This window comes from Salipiger thiooxidans, assembly GCF_900102075.1.
In the GTDB taxonomy this organism is placed as follows: domain Bacteria; phylum Pseudomonadota; class Alphaproteobacteria; order Rhodobacterales; family Rhodobacteraceae; genus Salipiger; species Salipiger thiooxidans.
In genome coordinates this window covers 22,448-36,868 of the sequence record NZ_FNAV01000018.1, presented here as the reverse complement: position 1 = coordinate 36,868, position 14,421 = coordinate 22,448, and the positions used below count along the sequence as shown (strand labels likewise).

13 protein-coding genes are annotated in these 14,421 nt (G+C 68.6%); 3 read left to right on the top strand and 10 right to left on the bottom strand.

Annotated elements, in window-relative coordinates; all coding sequences use genetic code 11:
- Positions 1–28: 28 nt before the first annotated feature.
- From BLQ77_RS22600 to BLQ77_RS22585, 4 genes are all read right to left on the bottom strand, one after another.
- Positions 29–1,300, bottom strand: coding sequence for a TRAP transporter large permease (locus tag BLQ77_RS22600; protein ID WP_089963030.1), 1,272 nt, complete (start codon positions 1,298–1,300; stop codon positions 29–31).
- Positions 1,297–1,917, bottom strand: coding sequence for a TRAP transporter small permease (locus BLQ77_RS22595; RefSeq protein ID WP_008883842.1), 621 nt, complete (start codon positions 1,915–1,917; stop codon positions 1,297–1,299). Before BLQ77_RS22595 ends, BLQ77_RS22600 begins: the two co-directional genes overlap by 4 nt.
- Before the next feature lie 10 nt (positions 1,918–1,927).
- The gene (locus BLQ77_RS22590; protein ID WP_089963029.1) at positions 1,928–2,923 is read right to left on the bottom strand and encodes a TRAP transporter substrate-binding protein; all 996 of its coding nucleotides are present in this window, start codon (positions 2,921–2,923) and stop codon (positions 1,928–1,930) included.
- A gap of 119 nt (positions 2,924–3,042) precedes the next feature.
- Positions 3,043–4,257, bottom strand: a complete 1,215-nt coding sequence (locus tag BLQ77_RS22585; protein ID WP_089963027.1) for a CaiB/BaiF CoA transferase family protein — start codon at positions 4,255–4,257, stop codon at positions 3,043–3,045.
- Positions 4,258–4,377: 120 nt separating this feature from the next.
- Between BLQ77_RS22585 and BLQ77_RS22580 the strand changes: the two genes are divergently transcribed.
- On the top strand, positions 4,378–5,286 hold the full coding sequence (locus BLQ77_RS22580) for a hydroxymethylglutaryl-CoA lyase (protein ID WP_089963025.1): 909 nt from the start codon (positions 4,378–4,380) through the stop codon (positions 5,284–5,286).
- A 59-nt stretch (positions 5,287–5,345) separates the two neighbouring features.
- Positions 5,346–6,035 carry a GntR family transcriptional regulator gene (locus BLQ77_RS22575; RefSeq protein ID WP_165617179.1) on the top strand — a complete coding sequence of 230 codons (690 nt, stop codon included), beginning with the start codon at positions 5,346–5,348 and terminating at the stop codon, positions 6,033–6,035.
- Positions 6,036–6,314: 279 nt separating this feature from the next.
- On the opposite strand, the gene BLQ77_RS22570 is transcribed toward BLQ77_RS22575, so the two are convergent.
- Both BLQ77_RS22570 and BLQ77_RS22565 read right to left on the bottom strand, forming a co-directional pair.
- Entirely contained in the window at positions 6,315–7,940 is a 1,626-nt protein-coding gene (locus BLQ77_RS22570; RefSeq protein WP_089963024.1) for an AMP-binding protein, read from the bottom strand.
- A gap of 176 nt (positions 7,941–8,116) precedes the next feature.
- Positions 8,117–8,740 (bottom strand): ribonuclease T2 family protein, encoded by a 624-nt coding sequence (locus BLQ77_RS22565; RefSeq protein ID WP_008883881.1) that lies wholly within the window; start codon positions 8,738–8,740, stop codon positions 8,117–8,119.
- A 142-nt stretch (positions 8,741–8,882) separates the two neighbouring features.
- On the opposite strand from BLQ77_RS22565, the gene BLQ77_RS22560 reads away from it, so the two are divergent.
- Positions 8,883–9,659: a DUF1013 domain-containing protein gene (locus tag BLQ77_RS22560; protein WP_008884479.1), complete on the top strand. Its 777-nt coding sequence runs from the start codon at positions 8,883–8,885 to the stop codon at positions 9,657–9,659.
- Positions 9,660–9,992: 333 nt separating this feature from the next.
- Here the strand turns inward: BLQ77_RS22560 and recR are convergent, their stop codons facing one another.
- The 4 genes from recR to BLQ77_RS22540 all read right to left on the bottom strand — a co-directional run bounded on the left by recR (position 9,993) and on the right by BLQ77_RS22540 (position 14,360).
- A complete protein-coding gene (gene recR / locus BLQ77_RS22555) occupies positions 9,993–10,586 on the bottom strand; it encodes a recombination mediator RecR (protein ID WP_089963023.1) in 594 nt (197 codons plus the stop codon).
- A 123-nt stretch (positions 10,587–10,709) separates the two neighbouring features.
- Positions 10,710–11,054: a YbaB/EbfC family nucleoid-associated protein gene (locus BLQ77_RS22550; protein WP_008884730.1), complete on the bottom strand. Its 345-nt coding sequence runs from the start codon at positions 11,052–11,054 to the stop codon at positions 10,710–10,712.
- A 101-nt stretch (positions 11,055–11,155) separates the two neighbouring features.
- The gene (locus BLQ77_RS22545; RefSeq protein WP_089963021.1) at positions 11,156–13,210 is read right to left on the bottom strand and encodes a capsule polysaccharide biogenesis protein; all 2,055 of its coding nucleotides are present in this window, start codon (positions 13,208–13,210) and stop codon (positions 11,156–11,158) included.
- A gap of 10 nt (positions 13,211–13,220) precedes the next feature.
- Positions 13,221–14,360 (bottom strand): polysaccharide biosynthesis/export family protein, encoded by a 1,140-nt coding sequence (locus tag BLQ77_RS22540; protein WP_207545878.1) that lies wholly within the window; start codon positions 14,358–14,360, stop codon positions 13,221–13,223.
- Between the last annotated feature and the right edge of the window lie 61 nt (positions 14,361–14,421).

Below are 14,421 nucleotides of genomic sequence, written 5' to 3'. Positions count from 1 at the left end.
CGGGGGTCTGGGCCCCGCTGTCGGGACGCTAGAGGTGGAACGGCAGCCACAGCACGATCTGCGGGAACAGCGACAACAGCGCCGCCACGAAGAGCATCATCAGCACGAAGGGCACCACGCCCCGGACCACCACGACCAGCGGCTTGTTGGCGATGGCCTGGATCACGAAGAGGTTCAGCCCCACCGGCGGCGTGATCAGCGCGATCTCGATCAGCAGCACGAAGTAGACGCCGAACCAGATCGGGTCGAGCCCGAGCCCCAGCACGGTCGGCAGCAGCACCGGCACCATGATCAGCAGCATCGACATGCTCTCGAGGAAGAGCCCGATAAACAGCAGGATCAGCGAGACGATGACGATGAAGCCCACCGTGCCCGGCACGTGGGTGTCGAAGATATGCGCCACCTGCTGCGGGATCTGGTAGAGCGTAATCGCCTGGCCGAAGATCTTGGCGCCCACGACGATGAGGAAGATCACCGTGGTGGTCTGCACGCTGTCCTTCACCGCCCGGAGAAAATCGCTCCAGCTCAGTGAGCGCTGCGCCACGGTGATCGCCAGTGCCATGGCCGCGCCGATGGCGCTCGCCTCGGTCGGCGTGAAGGCTCCGGCGTAGATCCCGCCCAGCATCACCACCGCCAGCAGCACCGTCGGCAGCGCCCGCAGCGTGGCCTCGGTCCGTTCGGACCACGAGGCGCGGGGGCTGGCCGCGGCATTGCCGCCGAAGGCCGCCGACAGCACGGTATAGAGCCCGAAGACGGTGATCAGAAGGATGCCCGGGCCGACCCCCGCAAGGAACAGCTTGCCGATGCTTTCCTCGGCGATGACTCCGTAGACGATCAGCGGGATCGACGGCGGGATGAGGATGCCCAGCGTGCCTCCCGCTGCCAGCAGCCCGAGGGTGAAGGACGGCTTGTAGCCGCGCTTCGTCATTTCGGGCACGGCGACGGTGCCGACGGTGGCGGCGGTGGTCACGGAGCTTCCCGAGATCGCCGAGAAGATGCCGCAGGACAGCAGCGCCGCAACCCCGATGCCGCCCGGCCAGTGGCCGACCCAGCTTTGCACCGCGCGGAACAGGTCGCGTCCGACGCCGCCCTTGAGCAGGATGTTCGACATCAAGAGGAACAGCGGCACCGCCAGCAGTACGAAATCGTTGAGCGAGCCGAAGAGGTTGGTCGGGATCAGCGCCAGCGGAAGCCCCTTGAGCACGATGAGCCCGGTCCCCAGCGCCGCCAGCGCAAAGGCCACCGGCAGGCCGGTGAGCAGCAGCAGGACCAGCGCGGAAACGATGTAGATGGGGATCATCGGGCGTCCTCGGTCATGGAGTGAAGCTCCGCCTCTTCATGCGAGACGAAGGCGGGCGCGGGCCGGAACGGCAGGCGGACGAGATCGGCCAGCGCCTGCAGCGCGAGGCAGGCATATCCCACGATGATCGGCGCCTCGGCGATCCATTCGGGCATCTGCAGCATGGTGGGCTGGCGGCGGCCCATGGTGAAGCTCTCGACCATGGCGCCGAAGCAGAGCCAGACGGCCAGCAGCGAGAAGCCCCCGATGACCACCAGCGTGAAGCCCTGCGACAGCTTGCGCAGCGGTGCCGGCGCGTTGGCCACGACGGCGGTGATGCGGATCATGCCGTCGCTGCGCAGCGATTGTGCCATGGCGAGGAAGGTCAGCCAGATCATCAGCGTGGTGCCCACGTCCGAGGTCCAGCGCGTCGGCGCGCGGAAGACGTAGCGGGCGAGCACCTCGTAGGCGAGGATCACGGCGATGATCACGATCATCACGGCCGCGATGCGCGCGGCGGTCACCGAGATGCCGTCGACGATGCGCAGGGCGCGCAGCGACGGCGGCAGCCTGGCGCCATCTGCGGATGCGGGAGCGCCATGCGCTCCCGATCCCTTGTGCGTTGCCTCATGTGCCATGGTGGCGGGCTCAGTAGAGCGCCTGGACGGCGTCGACCAGCTGCTTGCCGAGGTCGCCGCCATCCTTGACGAAGACGTCGACCGCGGGCGCGGCGGCCTCCTGCCAGGCGGTGACCTGCTCCGGCGTCAGCTCGGTCACCGTGGCGCGGCCGTCGGCCAGCCATTCGGCGGAGGCCATGTTGTTGGCCTCGGTCTGGTCGCGCAGGCTCTGCTCGGCGGTCATCGCGGCCTCGGTCACCCAGGCCTTTTCCTCGTCCGAGAGGCTGTCGAAGAGGCCGTCGTTGATCACCACGATGAACTCGGCCAGCGAGTGGTTGGTCATGGTCACGTGGTCCATCACCTCGTAGAGCTTGCGCGATTCCACCGCGGTGGTGCCGCTCATGCCCACGTCGACGGTGCCGCGCTGGTAGGCCATGAACTGCTCGGAGCCGCCGATCACCACCGGGGTGCCGCCCACCGCATCGATGAAGTCGCCCGAGGGCTTGCCGAGCGCGCGGACCAGCTTGCCTTTCATCTGGTCGGGCGAGGTCAGCGCCTCGCCCTTGGAGAGCAGCTGCACGGGGCCGTAGTCCTGCCACCAGAGCACCTTGGTGCCGGTCGAGCCGATCATGCCGTCAAATGCCTTGCGGAAGTCGCCTTCCGGGTCGGCGGCCTTGGCGAGAACCTCGTAGGTCGGGAACAGGAACGGCACCGAGAAGATGCCTGCGGCGGGCAGGGTGCCCGAATATTCGTCGGCCAGCACCACGCCCATGTCGATGGCGCCGCTCGCCACGGCCTTGGGCACTTCGCTGCCCTTGAAGAGCTGGGCGCTGTCGTAGATCTCGACCGACATCTCGCCGCCCGAGATCTCTTCGAGCTTCTCCTTGAAGGTGACGACGTTCGCGCCGATGGGGTGGTTCACCGCCACCTGCACGGTCGCGCGCAGGGTGCGCTCGGCCATGGCGGCGGATGTGGTCGCGACGATCGCGGTGCTGGCCAGCAGCAGGCCGGTGACGAAGGCTTTCATGACGTATCTCCTCCCAGAGACTCCAGGGGCCGTGGCCCCGGTCGTTGCCCGGTTCGGGCGGTTGCTGTGACCGGCGGGGACCTCCATCCCGGTGCTCCGGCCACGAATTCGGATGCGGGTCAGACGATCCCGTTCTCGCGCAGCTCGCCCAGTCGCTCGGGCGTCACCGACAGCAGGTCGCGCAGAATCTGCTCGGTGTGCTCGCCCAGCTCCGGGCCGACATGGCGCAGCTTGCCGGGCGTTTCCGACAGGCGCGGCGCCACGTTCTGCATCTTGATCGAGCCGAAATCCCGGTGCGGCAGCTCGACGATGGCCTCGCGCGCGGCGAAATGCGGGTCCTTGAGCATGTCCGCGGCCGAGTAGATCAGCCCGCAGGGCACGCCGTGGTCCTCGAGCAGGTCCTGAAGCGGTTCCAGGTCGATGGTCCGCGTCCAGTCCTCGATCAGCCCGTCGAGTTCGCGCATGTTGGTGCCGCGCGCCGCGTGGGTGGCGTAGCGCGGGTCCTCGGCAAGCTCGGGGCGGCCCATGGCGGCGGCGAGGCGGCGGAACACCGTGTCCTGGTTCGCCGCGATCAGCAGCATCTTGTCGTCACGGGTGCGGAAGACGTTCGAGGGCGAAACGTTGGGCAGGGTGGCGCCGGTGCGCTCGCGGACGTAGCCCGCCACGTCGTATTCGCTGACCGTGCTCTCCATCATCGCGAGCACCGCCTCGTAGATGGCGCTGTCCACGACCTGCCCCTCGCCGCTGGTCTGGCGATGGTGCAGTGCCATGAGCGCGCCGATGCAGGCGTAGGTGGCGGCAAGCTCGTCGCCGATCGAGATGCCCATGCGGCTGGGCGGGGTCGACGGATCGCCCACCACGTAGCGCAGCCCGCCCATCGCCTCGCCGATGGCGCCGTAGCCGGCGCGGGCGGAGTAGGGGCCGGTCTGGCCGTAGCCGCTGACCCGCACCATGATGAGCCGCGGGTTGATCTTGCGCAGGGTCTCGTAGCCAAGGTTCCAGCGCTCCATGGTGCCTGGCCGGAAGTTCTCGATCACGATGTCGGTGTCGCGCACCAGATCGTGGATCAGCGCCTGTCCCTCGGCAGTGCGCAGGTTGATGGTCAGCGACTTCTTGTTGCGCCCGACCACCGGCCACCACAGCGACTTGCCGTAGGGCTTTTCCTGCCCCCAGACGCGCAGCGGATCGCCGGATCCGGGCTGCTCGCACTTGATCACCTCGGCGCCGAAATCCGCCAGCAGCTGGCCGCAGAACGGCCCCGCCAGAAGCTGGCCCATCTCGAGCACGCGAATGTTCGAAAGCGGCCCCTGCCGCGGCTCCTCGGCCTGCTTCATCAGCGCTCTCCCCCTCGCTTCGGTGCCTGTCGCCAGTGCGCGACGCGCATCGACAAGCCTGCGCTAAATGGATACATTTTTGTGAGCCGTGTAAACAGCAATTTTCCGGAGGAGGGAGAGATGCTGCCAAAAAAAGCTGAAATCGTTGAGGTTTCCCCGAGAGATGGGATCCAGAACGAAAAAACGATTCTGACATTGGATGCAAAAATTTCACTGATCGACCGCGCAATTGCTGCAGGTGCAAAGCGGATCGAGGTCACCAGCTTCGTGAATCCGAACAAGGTTCCGCAGATGGCCGACGCCGAGCAGGTGGCCGCAGCCCTGCCGCGCGGGAAGGCGCGCTACATCGGTCTGGCGCTGAACCGGCGCGGCTTTGACCGGGCGCTGGCGGCGGGTCTCGACGAGGTGAACTTCGCCGTGGTGCTGAGCGAAACCTTCAGCCGCCGCAACCAGGGCATGAGCACCGACGATGGCATCGCGCTCTGGCACGAGGTCGCGCGCGCGGCCGAAGGCCGGATCGGCGCCGGGATGACCCTTGCCGCCGCCTTCGGCTGCCCGTTCGAGGGCGAGATGCCGATCCCGCGCATGATGGCGGTGCTCGAGCGCGCGCTCGAGGTGCCGCCCGCCGAGCTGACGCTGGCCGACACCATCGGCGTGGCCAGCCCCGCCGACATCACCGCGCGGGTGGGGGCGGTGCGCGAGCGCTGGCCGGAGCTGCCGATCCGCCTGCACCTGCACAATACCCGCAACACCGGCTTCGCCAATGCCTGGGCCGGGATCCTGAGCGGGGTCACCGCCTTCGACGCTTCACTGGGCGGGGTCGGCGGCTGCCCCTTCGCGCCGCGGGCCACCGGCAATGTCGCCACCGAGGACCTCGCCTACATGCTTCACCGCGCAGGCATCGACACCGGCTGGGACGTGGAGCGCGCGGCCGAGGCGGCGCGCTGGCTCGAGGCGCAGCTTGGCCACGAGGTGCCGGGCATGGTAATGAAGGCCGGATCCTTTCCGCCCGCCGCGCTGGCCTCGTGAGCGCGCCGCCGGACGCCGGAACGCCGACGGGGAGGAAGCCGACTGCCAGAAAGAGGCTCATGAAAGACCCCAAGCCAGTGCCCCCCAAGGGCCCAGCCGCCGAGCAGGCCTACCACGCGATCCGCGACAGCATCTTCTCGGGCCAGCTCAACGAGAACGACCGGGTCACCGAGCTCGAGCTGGCCGACACGCTGGGCATGTCCCGCACGCCGGTGCGCGAGGCGGTGAAACGGCTGCTGCTCGAAGGGCTGCTGACCCGCGACGCGGGGCCGGGGCTGCGGGTCGTGGCGCTGCAGGACGACGACGTGCAGCAGATCTTCGAGATCCGTCTGATGCTCGAATCCTACGCCGCGCGGCGCGCGGCGAAATACGCCACGCCCGAGGAGGCGGCCGAGATGCGCGCCCTCGCGCAGCGCATGGCCGACCGGGTGCCGCCGCGCACGGAAGAGGATTTCCGGGCGCTGTCGGATGCCAATGAGGCCTTCCACGGGCTGGTGCTGCAGGCCGCCCGCTCGCCGCGTCTCAAGGCGATGCTCTCGGTGGTCGTGCACCTCGCGCTGGTGGCACGGACGTTCCGCATGTACCGCGAGGCGGACATGCAGCGCTCGGCCCGGCACCATATCGAGATCGCCGAGGCCATCACGGCGCGCTCTCCGGAATGGGCGGCGATGGCGATGTCGATCCACCTGCAGGCCGCCGCCGACATCGCCCGCGCCGACCGCGAGGCCGCGGCGAGGGCCGAGGGCTGAGCGTCGCCGGGGCAGGGCGCCCGACGCCCTTACCATGTCACCGGAGCGTGGATCGCCGTGACGCATGGCAGCGACAACGGACCGAGGTGCCCGGACCCGTCTCGCCCGCCGGCGTCCCGCTGCTCTGGCCGTGGATCGCCGCGGGCATCGCGCTTTACCTAGACGCAGGCGTGCCGGTCTTCGCCGACAACCTTTTTGAGAAGCACGCCGTGGTGCAGGGCAGCGACCCCTCGCCGGCGGGCGATCCCCGGGGCCGCCCGGGGCCCCGGGACGCCACGGTCAGAGCTCGCGGGCCCGGCTGCGCAGCTGGAACTTCTGGATCTTGCCGGTCGAGGTCTTGGGAAGCTCCTCGAACACCACCGCCTTGGGGGTCTTGAACCCGGCCAGCCGGTCGCGGGCAAAGGCGATGAGCTCGGCCTCGGTCGCCGCGTGGCCGGGCTTCAGCTCGACGAAGGCGCAGGGCACCTCGCCCCATTTCTCGTCGGGCTTGGCCACCACCGCGCAGAGCAGCACGGCTTCATGCGCCATGAGCGTATTCTCGACCTCGACCGACGAGATGTTCTCGCCGCCCGATATGATGATGTCCTTGGCCCGGTCGGCGATCTGCAGATAGCTGTCAGGATGCAGCACGGCGATGTCGCCCGAGTGGAAATAGCCGCCCTCGAAGGCCTCGCGGGTGGCCTTGGGCGCCTTGAGGTAGCCCTTCATCACGCCATTGCCGCGGTGCATGATTTCGCCCTTGGTCTCGCCGTCGGCCTCGATGATGTTCATCTGCTCGTCCATGACGGTGACATGCTCCATGAAGGGCATGGCCACGCCCTGACGGGCCTTCATCGCGGCGCGCTCGTCGCCCTTGATGTGATCCCACGTCCCCTGCCACGCGCATTCCACGTCGGGCCCGTAGGTCTCGGTCAGCCCGTAGACCTGGGTGACGTTGAAGCCCATGGTCTCGATCTTGGCGAGCGTCGCGGGCGCGGGCGGGGCACCGGCGGTGAACACCTCGACCACGTGCTCGAAGCTGCGCTTCTCGTCCTCGCGGGCGTTGACGATCATGTTGAGCACGATGGGCGCGCCGCCGAAGTGGGTCACGCCCTCGTCGGCGATGGCGTCGTAGATGTTGTGCGCGGCGATGTCCCGGCAGCAGACCACGGTGCCGCCGACCGCGGGCATCATCCAGGTGTGGCACCAGCCGTTGCAGTGGAAGAGCGGCACGATGGTCAGGTAGACCGGGTGCAGCACCATGCGCCAGCTCAGCACCTGTCCCATGGCGTTCAGGTAGGCGCCGCGGTGGTGGTAGACCACGCCCTTGGGCCGCCCGGTGGTGCCGGAGGTGTAGTTGAGCGCGAGGCTCTCCCACTCGTCCTCGGGCATGATCCACGTGAAATGCGGGTCGCCGGTGGCGAGGAAATCCTCGTATTCGAGGTAGTCGCCAAAGGCCTTGGCGCCGCCGTGCGGGTCGGCGACCTCGATGACGGTGGGCGGGTCCTGCTCCATCTGCTCCATCGCCTCGGCGAGATGGGGGATGAACTGCGGGTCGCAGAGCACCACCTTGGCCTCGCCGTGGTCGAGGATGTAGGCGATGGTGTCGATGTCGAGCCGGGTGTTGATGGCGTTCAGCACCGCGCCGCAGGCGGGCACGCCGAAATGGGCCTCGGCCTGCGCGGGGATGTTGGGCAGGATGGTGGCGACCACGTCGCCGGGCTCCACCCCGATCTTGGTGAGCGCCGAGGCAAGGCGGGAGACGCGCTCGTGGTACTCGGCGTAGGTCTTGCGGTGCGGGCCGTAGACCACCGCCATGTGGTCGGGATAGACCTGCCGCGCCCGGTGCAGGAACGACAGCGGCGTCAGCGGAACGTAGTTCGCTTCGCATCTCCCGAGTCCGGTTTCATTGGCAAGCCAACCCATGGTGTCTCCTCCCTGATCTCACTCCTGCGGGGGACTATGCGCAGACTCGCCTGTCCGGGAAAGCCCCGAATGGCGAAGTTCCGCGGCGCGGCGGGTGGTTATTCTGTCGCAGAGCATCCGCGCGCGCGGAGCAGCCTTATCTTCGTGCAGGGACTCGGGCGCGGGCCGCGGCGAAGTCAGCGCACCGGGTCGAGCAGGGCGCTGCCGAGCGTGCAGTCCTTCACCACGTCGCTGCCGCAGGGCACCGGGGCGAGTCCCTTCGAGAGGCAGATCCGCACCTCCTCGATGCGGCCTGCGTCGCAGGTCACAGTCAGCATGTCCGGCTCGAGCCCCGGGTTCTCGGCTATGAACGCCTCCTCGACCAGCGCCGCTGGCAGCGTCACCGGCGCCTGCAGCTTGCGGAAGACCTCGGGGCGGGTGACGTTGCCGAAGGCGGTGCGGGCGAGGCGGAAGTAGTCCCCCGCCGCGAGGCCGGAGCAGGTTCCGTGCTTCTTCCACTGGTGCCACGCAAGGCCGCCGCTGCCCATGATGTCGGCCATTCCGGCGGTTTCCGAGCGTGCCGGCGGCGGTGCGGACGTCGGGCAGAAGGCAGGGTAGCCGCGGTGATACTGCGGCCAGAGCCCGTGCAGGATCCAGCCATGCGCGGCGTCGCATTGCTCGGCGTCGCGCGCATCGCCTTCGAGGGCGCACCATGTGGGGGACCAGCTCAGCGACAGGACGTAATAGTCGAACGCGCCGGATTCCTCGCCATCAGCACGGGCAAGTGATACCGTCAAGAGCAGGGCAACCAGCCAGCGCATTTTCTCTTTCCTCTTGGCTCGGGCGCCACTATATAGGCCGGAAGTTCCCCGACAACGGTAACCTGTCCCGAAGAAGATTCGGGACCTCCCGGCCCAGAAGACGGCCTGGGAGCGGGGGAGAAGAATTGCAAGGAGACGTGACATGGCCAAACTGCTGCACCCCAAGGCGACCGCCGTCTGGCTGGTCGACAACACCACACTGACCTTCAAGCAGATCGCCGATCTCACCGGCATGCACGAGCTCGAGGTGCAGGGCATCGCGGACGGCGACGTGGCTGCCGGCGTCAAGGGCTTCGACCCGGTCGGCAACAACCAGCTCGAGCAGTCGGAGATCGACAAGGCCGAGAAGAACCCGATGCACAAGCTGAAGCTCAAGTACAACGCCGCCGCTGTCGACGAGGACAAGCGCCGCGGCCCGCGCTACACCCCGCTGTCCAAGCGTCAGGACCGCCCGAACGCAATCCTGTGGCTGGTGAAGTTCCACCCGGAACTCACTGACGGCCAGATCTCGAAGCTCGTCGGCACCACCAAGCCGACCATCCAGTCGATCCGCGAGCGCACCCACTGGAACATCCAGAACATGCAGCCAATCGACCCGGTTGCGCTGGGCCTCTGCCGCCAGTCCGAGCTTGACGGCGCCGTCGCCAAGGCCGCGAAGAACCGCGAAGAGGTGATGACCGACGACGAGCGTCGCAAACTGGTCTCGACCGAGCAGAGCCTCGGCATGGACACCGAGCCGCGCCTGCCGACCGCGATCGAAGGGCTCGAGACCTTCTCGCTCTCCGATCCGCGTGGCGACGACGACGAGGACGACCACAAGGGCCCGAGCGACTTCTCGGATGCGGACAGCTTCTTCAACCTGCCCGCCGGCGGGGACGACGATGACGAGGATGACGACAGCGACGATCCCCGTCGCTGAGCCCGTCGCTCACCGAATGACAAAAGGCGCTCCGCTCTGGCGGGGCGCCTTTTTCTTTGTGGCGTGGGTCTGACTGGAAACGGCCCGGAGATCGGGTCTCAGGGCGGCTCCTGCTGGTCGTGAGGGCTCGGAACGACAGGTTTGCCGACAGCTTGAGCGCGGTGTCGCCGTCGCCGTCGTCGAGCTCGCCCTTGCCGCCGCCGTAGCCGAGGAAGACCGAGAGCCTGCCGGTGCAGAGCCCGTAGCCGGCCACAACGTCTGCCTCGCGGTGGTCGAAATCCCGCGTGGACTGGCCTGCCTGCGCGACAAGTTTGAGACAAAAGGGAAAAACGGTCAGATCCGTTTGCGGGCGTTCAGCGCCGCGGTGATCGTGCCATCGTCAAGGTAGTCGAGCTCGCCCCCGATCGGCACCCCCTGCGCCAGCGAAGTCAGCTCGACGCGCGTCTCGAGCTGGTCGGCGATGTAATGCGCGGTGGTCTGGCCGTCGACGGTGGCGTTGAGCGCGAGGATGACCTCGGTGATCGCCTCGGTCTCGACACGGTGCACGAGCTGCGGGATGCGCAACTCTTCGGGGCCGACGGAATCGAGCGCCGAGAGCGTGCCGCCCAGCACGTGGTAGCGGCCCTTGAAGACGCCCGAGCGCTCCATCGCCCAGAGATCGGCCACGTCCTCGACCACGCAGAGCTGGCCGTTGCCGCGGCGCTCGTCGGCGCAGATCGGGCAGATCTCGGCGGTGCCGACATTGCCGCAGTTGAGGCATTCGCGGGCGCTGGCGGCGACGGCGCCCATGGCATCGGCAAGCGGCTGCAGCAGCAGTGCGCGTTTGCGGATGAGGTGCAGCACCGCCCGACGCGCCGAGCGCGGTCCGAGACCGGGCAGGCGGGCCATCAGGTCGATCAGCGCGTCGATCTCGTTGCGGTCGGACAATGTGGGGGTCCCTCGAGGGTGCCGGAGGTCTTGCCGGATCTCGCTCCGGCGTTCTCAGGGCCCCCGCAGGGGCCCCGCCCGGACCGGCCGCGCGGGCCGGTCGTCATGCCTGCGCCTGACGGGTCAGAACGGCAGCTTCATGTCCGCGGGCAGGCCCATCTCGGAAGTGAGCTTCTGCATTTCCTCCTGCGCGCGCTCCTGCGCCTTGGCCTGCGCGTCCTTCACCGCGGCGAGGATCAGGTCCTCGACCACTTCCTTGTCGTCGGCGTTGAAGATCGACGGATCGATATCGAGCGCGCGCAGCTCGCCCTTGGCCGAGGCCGTGGCCTTGACCAGGCCGGCTCCGGACTCGCCGGTGACTTCCATCGTCTTCAGGTCTTCCTGAAGCTGGGTCATCTTGCCCTGCATTTCCTGCGCGGCCTTCATCATCTTGGCCATGTCGCCAAGTCCGCCCAAACCTTTCAGCATGTCGTGTCTCCAGATTGCGGGCGCGGTGATCGCGGCCCTGGCACTTGGGGAGACGTTATCGCAGTCACGGCGGGGATCGACAAGGGCCGCGCCCGGATGTGTCAGCGCCAGAGGTGGGCGTGACCGGCGAGCAGCCCCTGCAGCTTCGACAGGCTGCGGTTCAGGGGCCCCGCGCGGGGGATGTGGCCTGCTTCGAGCCGGTCGGCCACGACCTCGACCGGGCAGGGCAGGCCGGTCACCGGGTCGCGGTAGCGCGGGTAGGCGATGAGCGTCGCGTGCACCAGCCCCTCGAGCGTCGGGCGCGGCCCTGCGAGGCGGCGCGCGGGCACCGGGCCAAGATCCCGGGTCAGGCCCCAGCCCGCGTAGAACGGCGCGCCGAGCGTGGTGACCGAAAGGCCACGCAGCAGCGCCTCGAAGCCGGTGAGCGAGGTCATGGTCCAGATCTCGTGCACCTGCTCCAGCAGCGGCCCCATCGCCACGCCCGAGAGCGTCGCGTCGGCCCAGAGATGCGGATCCTCGACCTTGCCGGGGCGCAGCCCGGCCTCGACATCCGGGTGCGGTTTCCACAGCACCACGGCGCCGGGGTTGTCCGCGCGCACCCTCGCCAGAAGGGCGGCGTTGCTCTGCATCCGCGGGCTGCCGAGAAGGATCGAGGCGTCGTCCTCGACCTGCCCGGGCACGAGGATGCGGTGGCCTTCGGGCAGCGCTGGGACCGCGCCCGCTAGGTTGTACTTGGTGAGCCCGCCGCCCACGAGCCGGGCGATGAGGCGGCTGGCGCGCAGGGTCTGGTCGGGGCGCAGGGCGTGGCTTTCGGCGATGAGCCGCTCCAGCCGAGACGGCCGGGTCGGATCGTAGTAGATGCCGAGATCGTCGGCCACCAGCGACAGCGGCGGCACGAGGCTCGCGCCAAGCCCGCGCGAGCGCAGGAACCCGTCCTCGACCCGCACCGCCTCGTCGTCCTTGGCCCTATTGGCCCAGACGATGCGGCGGCGCCCGTCCTTCTTTGCCTGCGTTCGGGCAGCCTCGGGGTCGGCGGCGAAGACCACGGGTTTCTCGCGCCCGAAGAACCCCTGCAGCGGCTTGCGCTTCCAGAGCCGCATGCCCTCTGCCACCCAGCCCTTGCGATCCTCTCGCCACGCCCGCGCCTGCGCCTCGAGGGTCGCGAGCACGTCCTCGAGCTCGCAGAGCCGGTCGCGGTAGGGGTCGTACCACGTGGGGTAGAGGATCATCGCCGCGGCGAAGAGCTGGGCGCGCGTCAGGCGGCGCTGGCGGCGGGCGACGGGCATCTCGTCCTCGGTCAGCCCCCAGCCCGCATAGAACGGCTGGCCGAAGACCCGGGGGCGGTGGCCGGCGAGAATGGCCTCGAACCCCATCTGCGACGACACCGTGTAGACGGCGACGGCGCCTTCGAGCAGCGCCTGCGGCGAGACCGGATCGGTGCAGAGCGTGATGCGCCCCTGCGCGTCATCGGCGGTGAAATGGCCGGGGCGGTGGCCGGCGCGGGTTTCGGGGTGGGTGCGCAGGAGGATGCGCTTGCCGGGGTGCTCTTCCTGCGCCCAGTAGAGCATCTCGAGGAAGCGGTTGCGGTCGGCGCCCGAGGCGCGCACCGAGGCGTCGCCGAGGGTCTGGTCGACCACCAGCACGTAGCCGGGTTCGGGCGCGGGGACGGCGGGATCGGTGGCGGAGTACTTCGACAGCTGCGCCACGCGCATCCGGGCCATGGCACCACGGGCGCGCTCGAGCAGGGCGTGGTCGTCGAGCGGTTCGGTCGCCAGCAGATGCTCGAGATCCGAGGGGGTGCGCCCGTCGAAATGCACGCCGCGCCGGTCGATGAGCAGCCCGAGCGGCGGCTCGCCGTCACGGCCCGGATGCAGCGAGCGCAGGAAGGCGTCCTCGATCCGCACCAGCGGCACGCCGCGACGGACGGCCACCGCCTCGCCGCGCGCGGCATAGGGCGACTGGCCCCAGACGCCGACGAACGCCTCGGGCCCCGGCAGGCCCAGCGTCACGCGCCACCCCGCCAGCGCAAGGATGCGTCGCAGCCGGGGCTGGCGCAGGAAACCGGCGTTGTAGACATGAAGACGCCGGGGGAAATCTCCCCCGGCGCAAGTCTGTCCCTCATTCTTTTTGTTTTTGGTTTTCGGCAGGCGCGTCACGGATGGCGCGTCACTGGTAGAGAACCGCGGTGGTCGCGAGCGTGTTGACGGCGCTCAGCGAGCCGGTCAGCGCCGAGATGGTCTTGCTCCATTGTGCGAAGGGCGCCTCGGTCACGTAGAGCAGGTCCTGGTCGCGCACCACGAAGTCGCGGGCCATGAACATGCCGTTGGGCTTGGTCAGGTCGAGCACGTAGACGATGCGCTGGGCGCCCACGAGATCGGAGCGGCCAAGCACCTGGTTGGCGATCTCGGCGGGCTCGTTGCGGAAGATGAAGACGCCGGTCGGATCCGACGAGGTCGGCACGAGGCCTCCCACCTGCGCGATCGCCTCGACAGCCGACAGCGTCTGGGTATCGAACGGCACCCGGGCCTGTGTGCCGGTGGCGCCGAGCGCGGTGAACGAGCGGGTGTCCGCCTCGACCAGGATCTTGTCTCCGCCGCGCAGCGCGATGTCGTAGCCGGGGTGGGCGTAGAGGTCCTGGAACCAGATGCGCTCGGTCCGGGCGCCGCGGATCACCGAGATCTGCGCGATCTCGGGCTCGATGGTGATGCCGCCAGCGCGTGCGAGCATCGCCGACAGAGTGCGGGTCGGGCGCTCGATGGCATAGACGCCCTGGCCCCCCACCGAGCCTACGAGGCTCACGGTCGAGCCGTCGCCGGCAAGCCTGCGCACCTCGACCTGCGGGTCGGGAGTCTGGTCGGCGAGGCGCTCGGTGATGATGCGGCGCACCGCCTCGGTGGAATTGCCCGAGGCCTTGATGCGGCCGGCGTAGGGGACGAAGATGAAGCCCGAGCCGTCGACCTGCACCTCTTCCAGCGCCGTGGCGTTGGCGGTCTCGGCGACCAGCAGCCCGTCGTCGACGTTCTCCCAGATCGTCAGGCCCAGCGTGTCGCCGGGCTGGATGGTGTCCGAGCCCAGAACCGAGGCGTTGCGGAAGGTCTCGGTGAAGCCGAGGGCGGGGACGATGGCGGTGGCGCGGGTGACGCGGTCGTTGACGGCGATGACGAAGGCATCGCCTTCGCGCATGACGGACCCCGCGTAGATCTCGTTCTTGTTGGGGCCGACGCGCGGCAGGCCACAGGATGCCAGGACCGAAACGGCAGCCATCAGCGCGACGGTTTTCACCCATCGTTTGGAGAGGTAGTTCACTGCCCGGTCTCCTCGACCTGTTCTCGTTGTGCCTCAGTTTTTTGCGCTAAGCTAAAGAAAT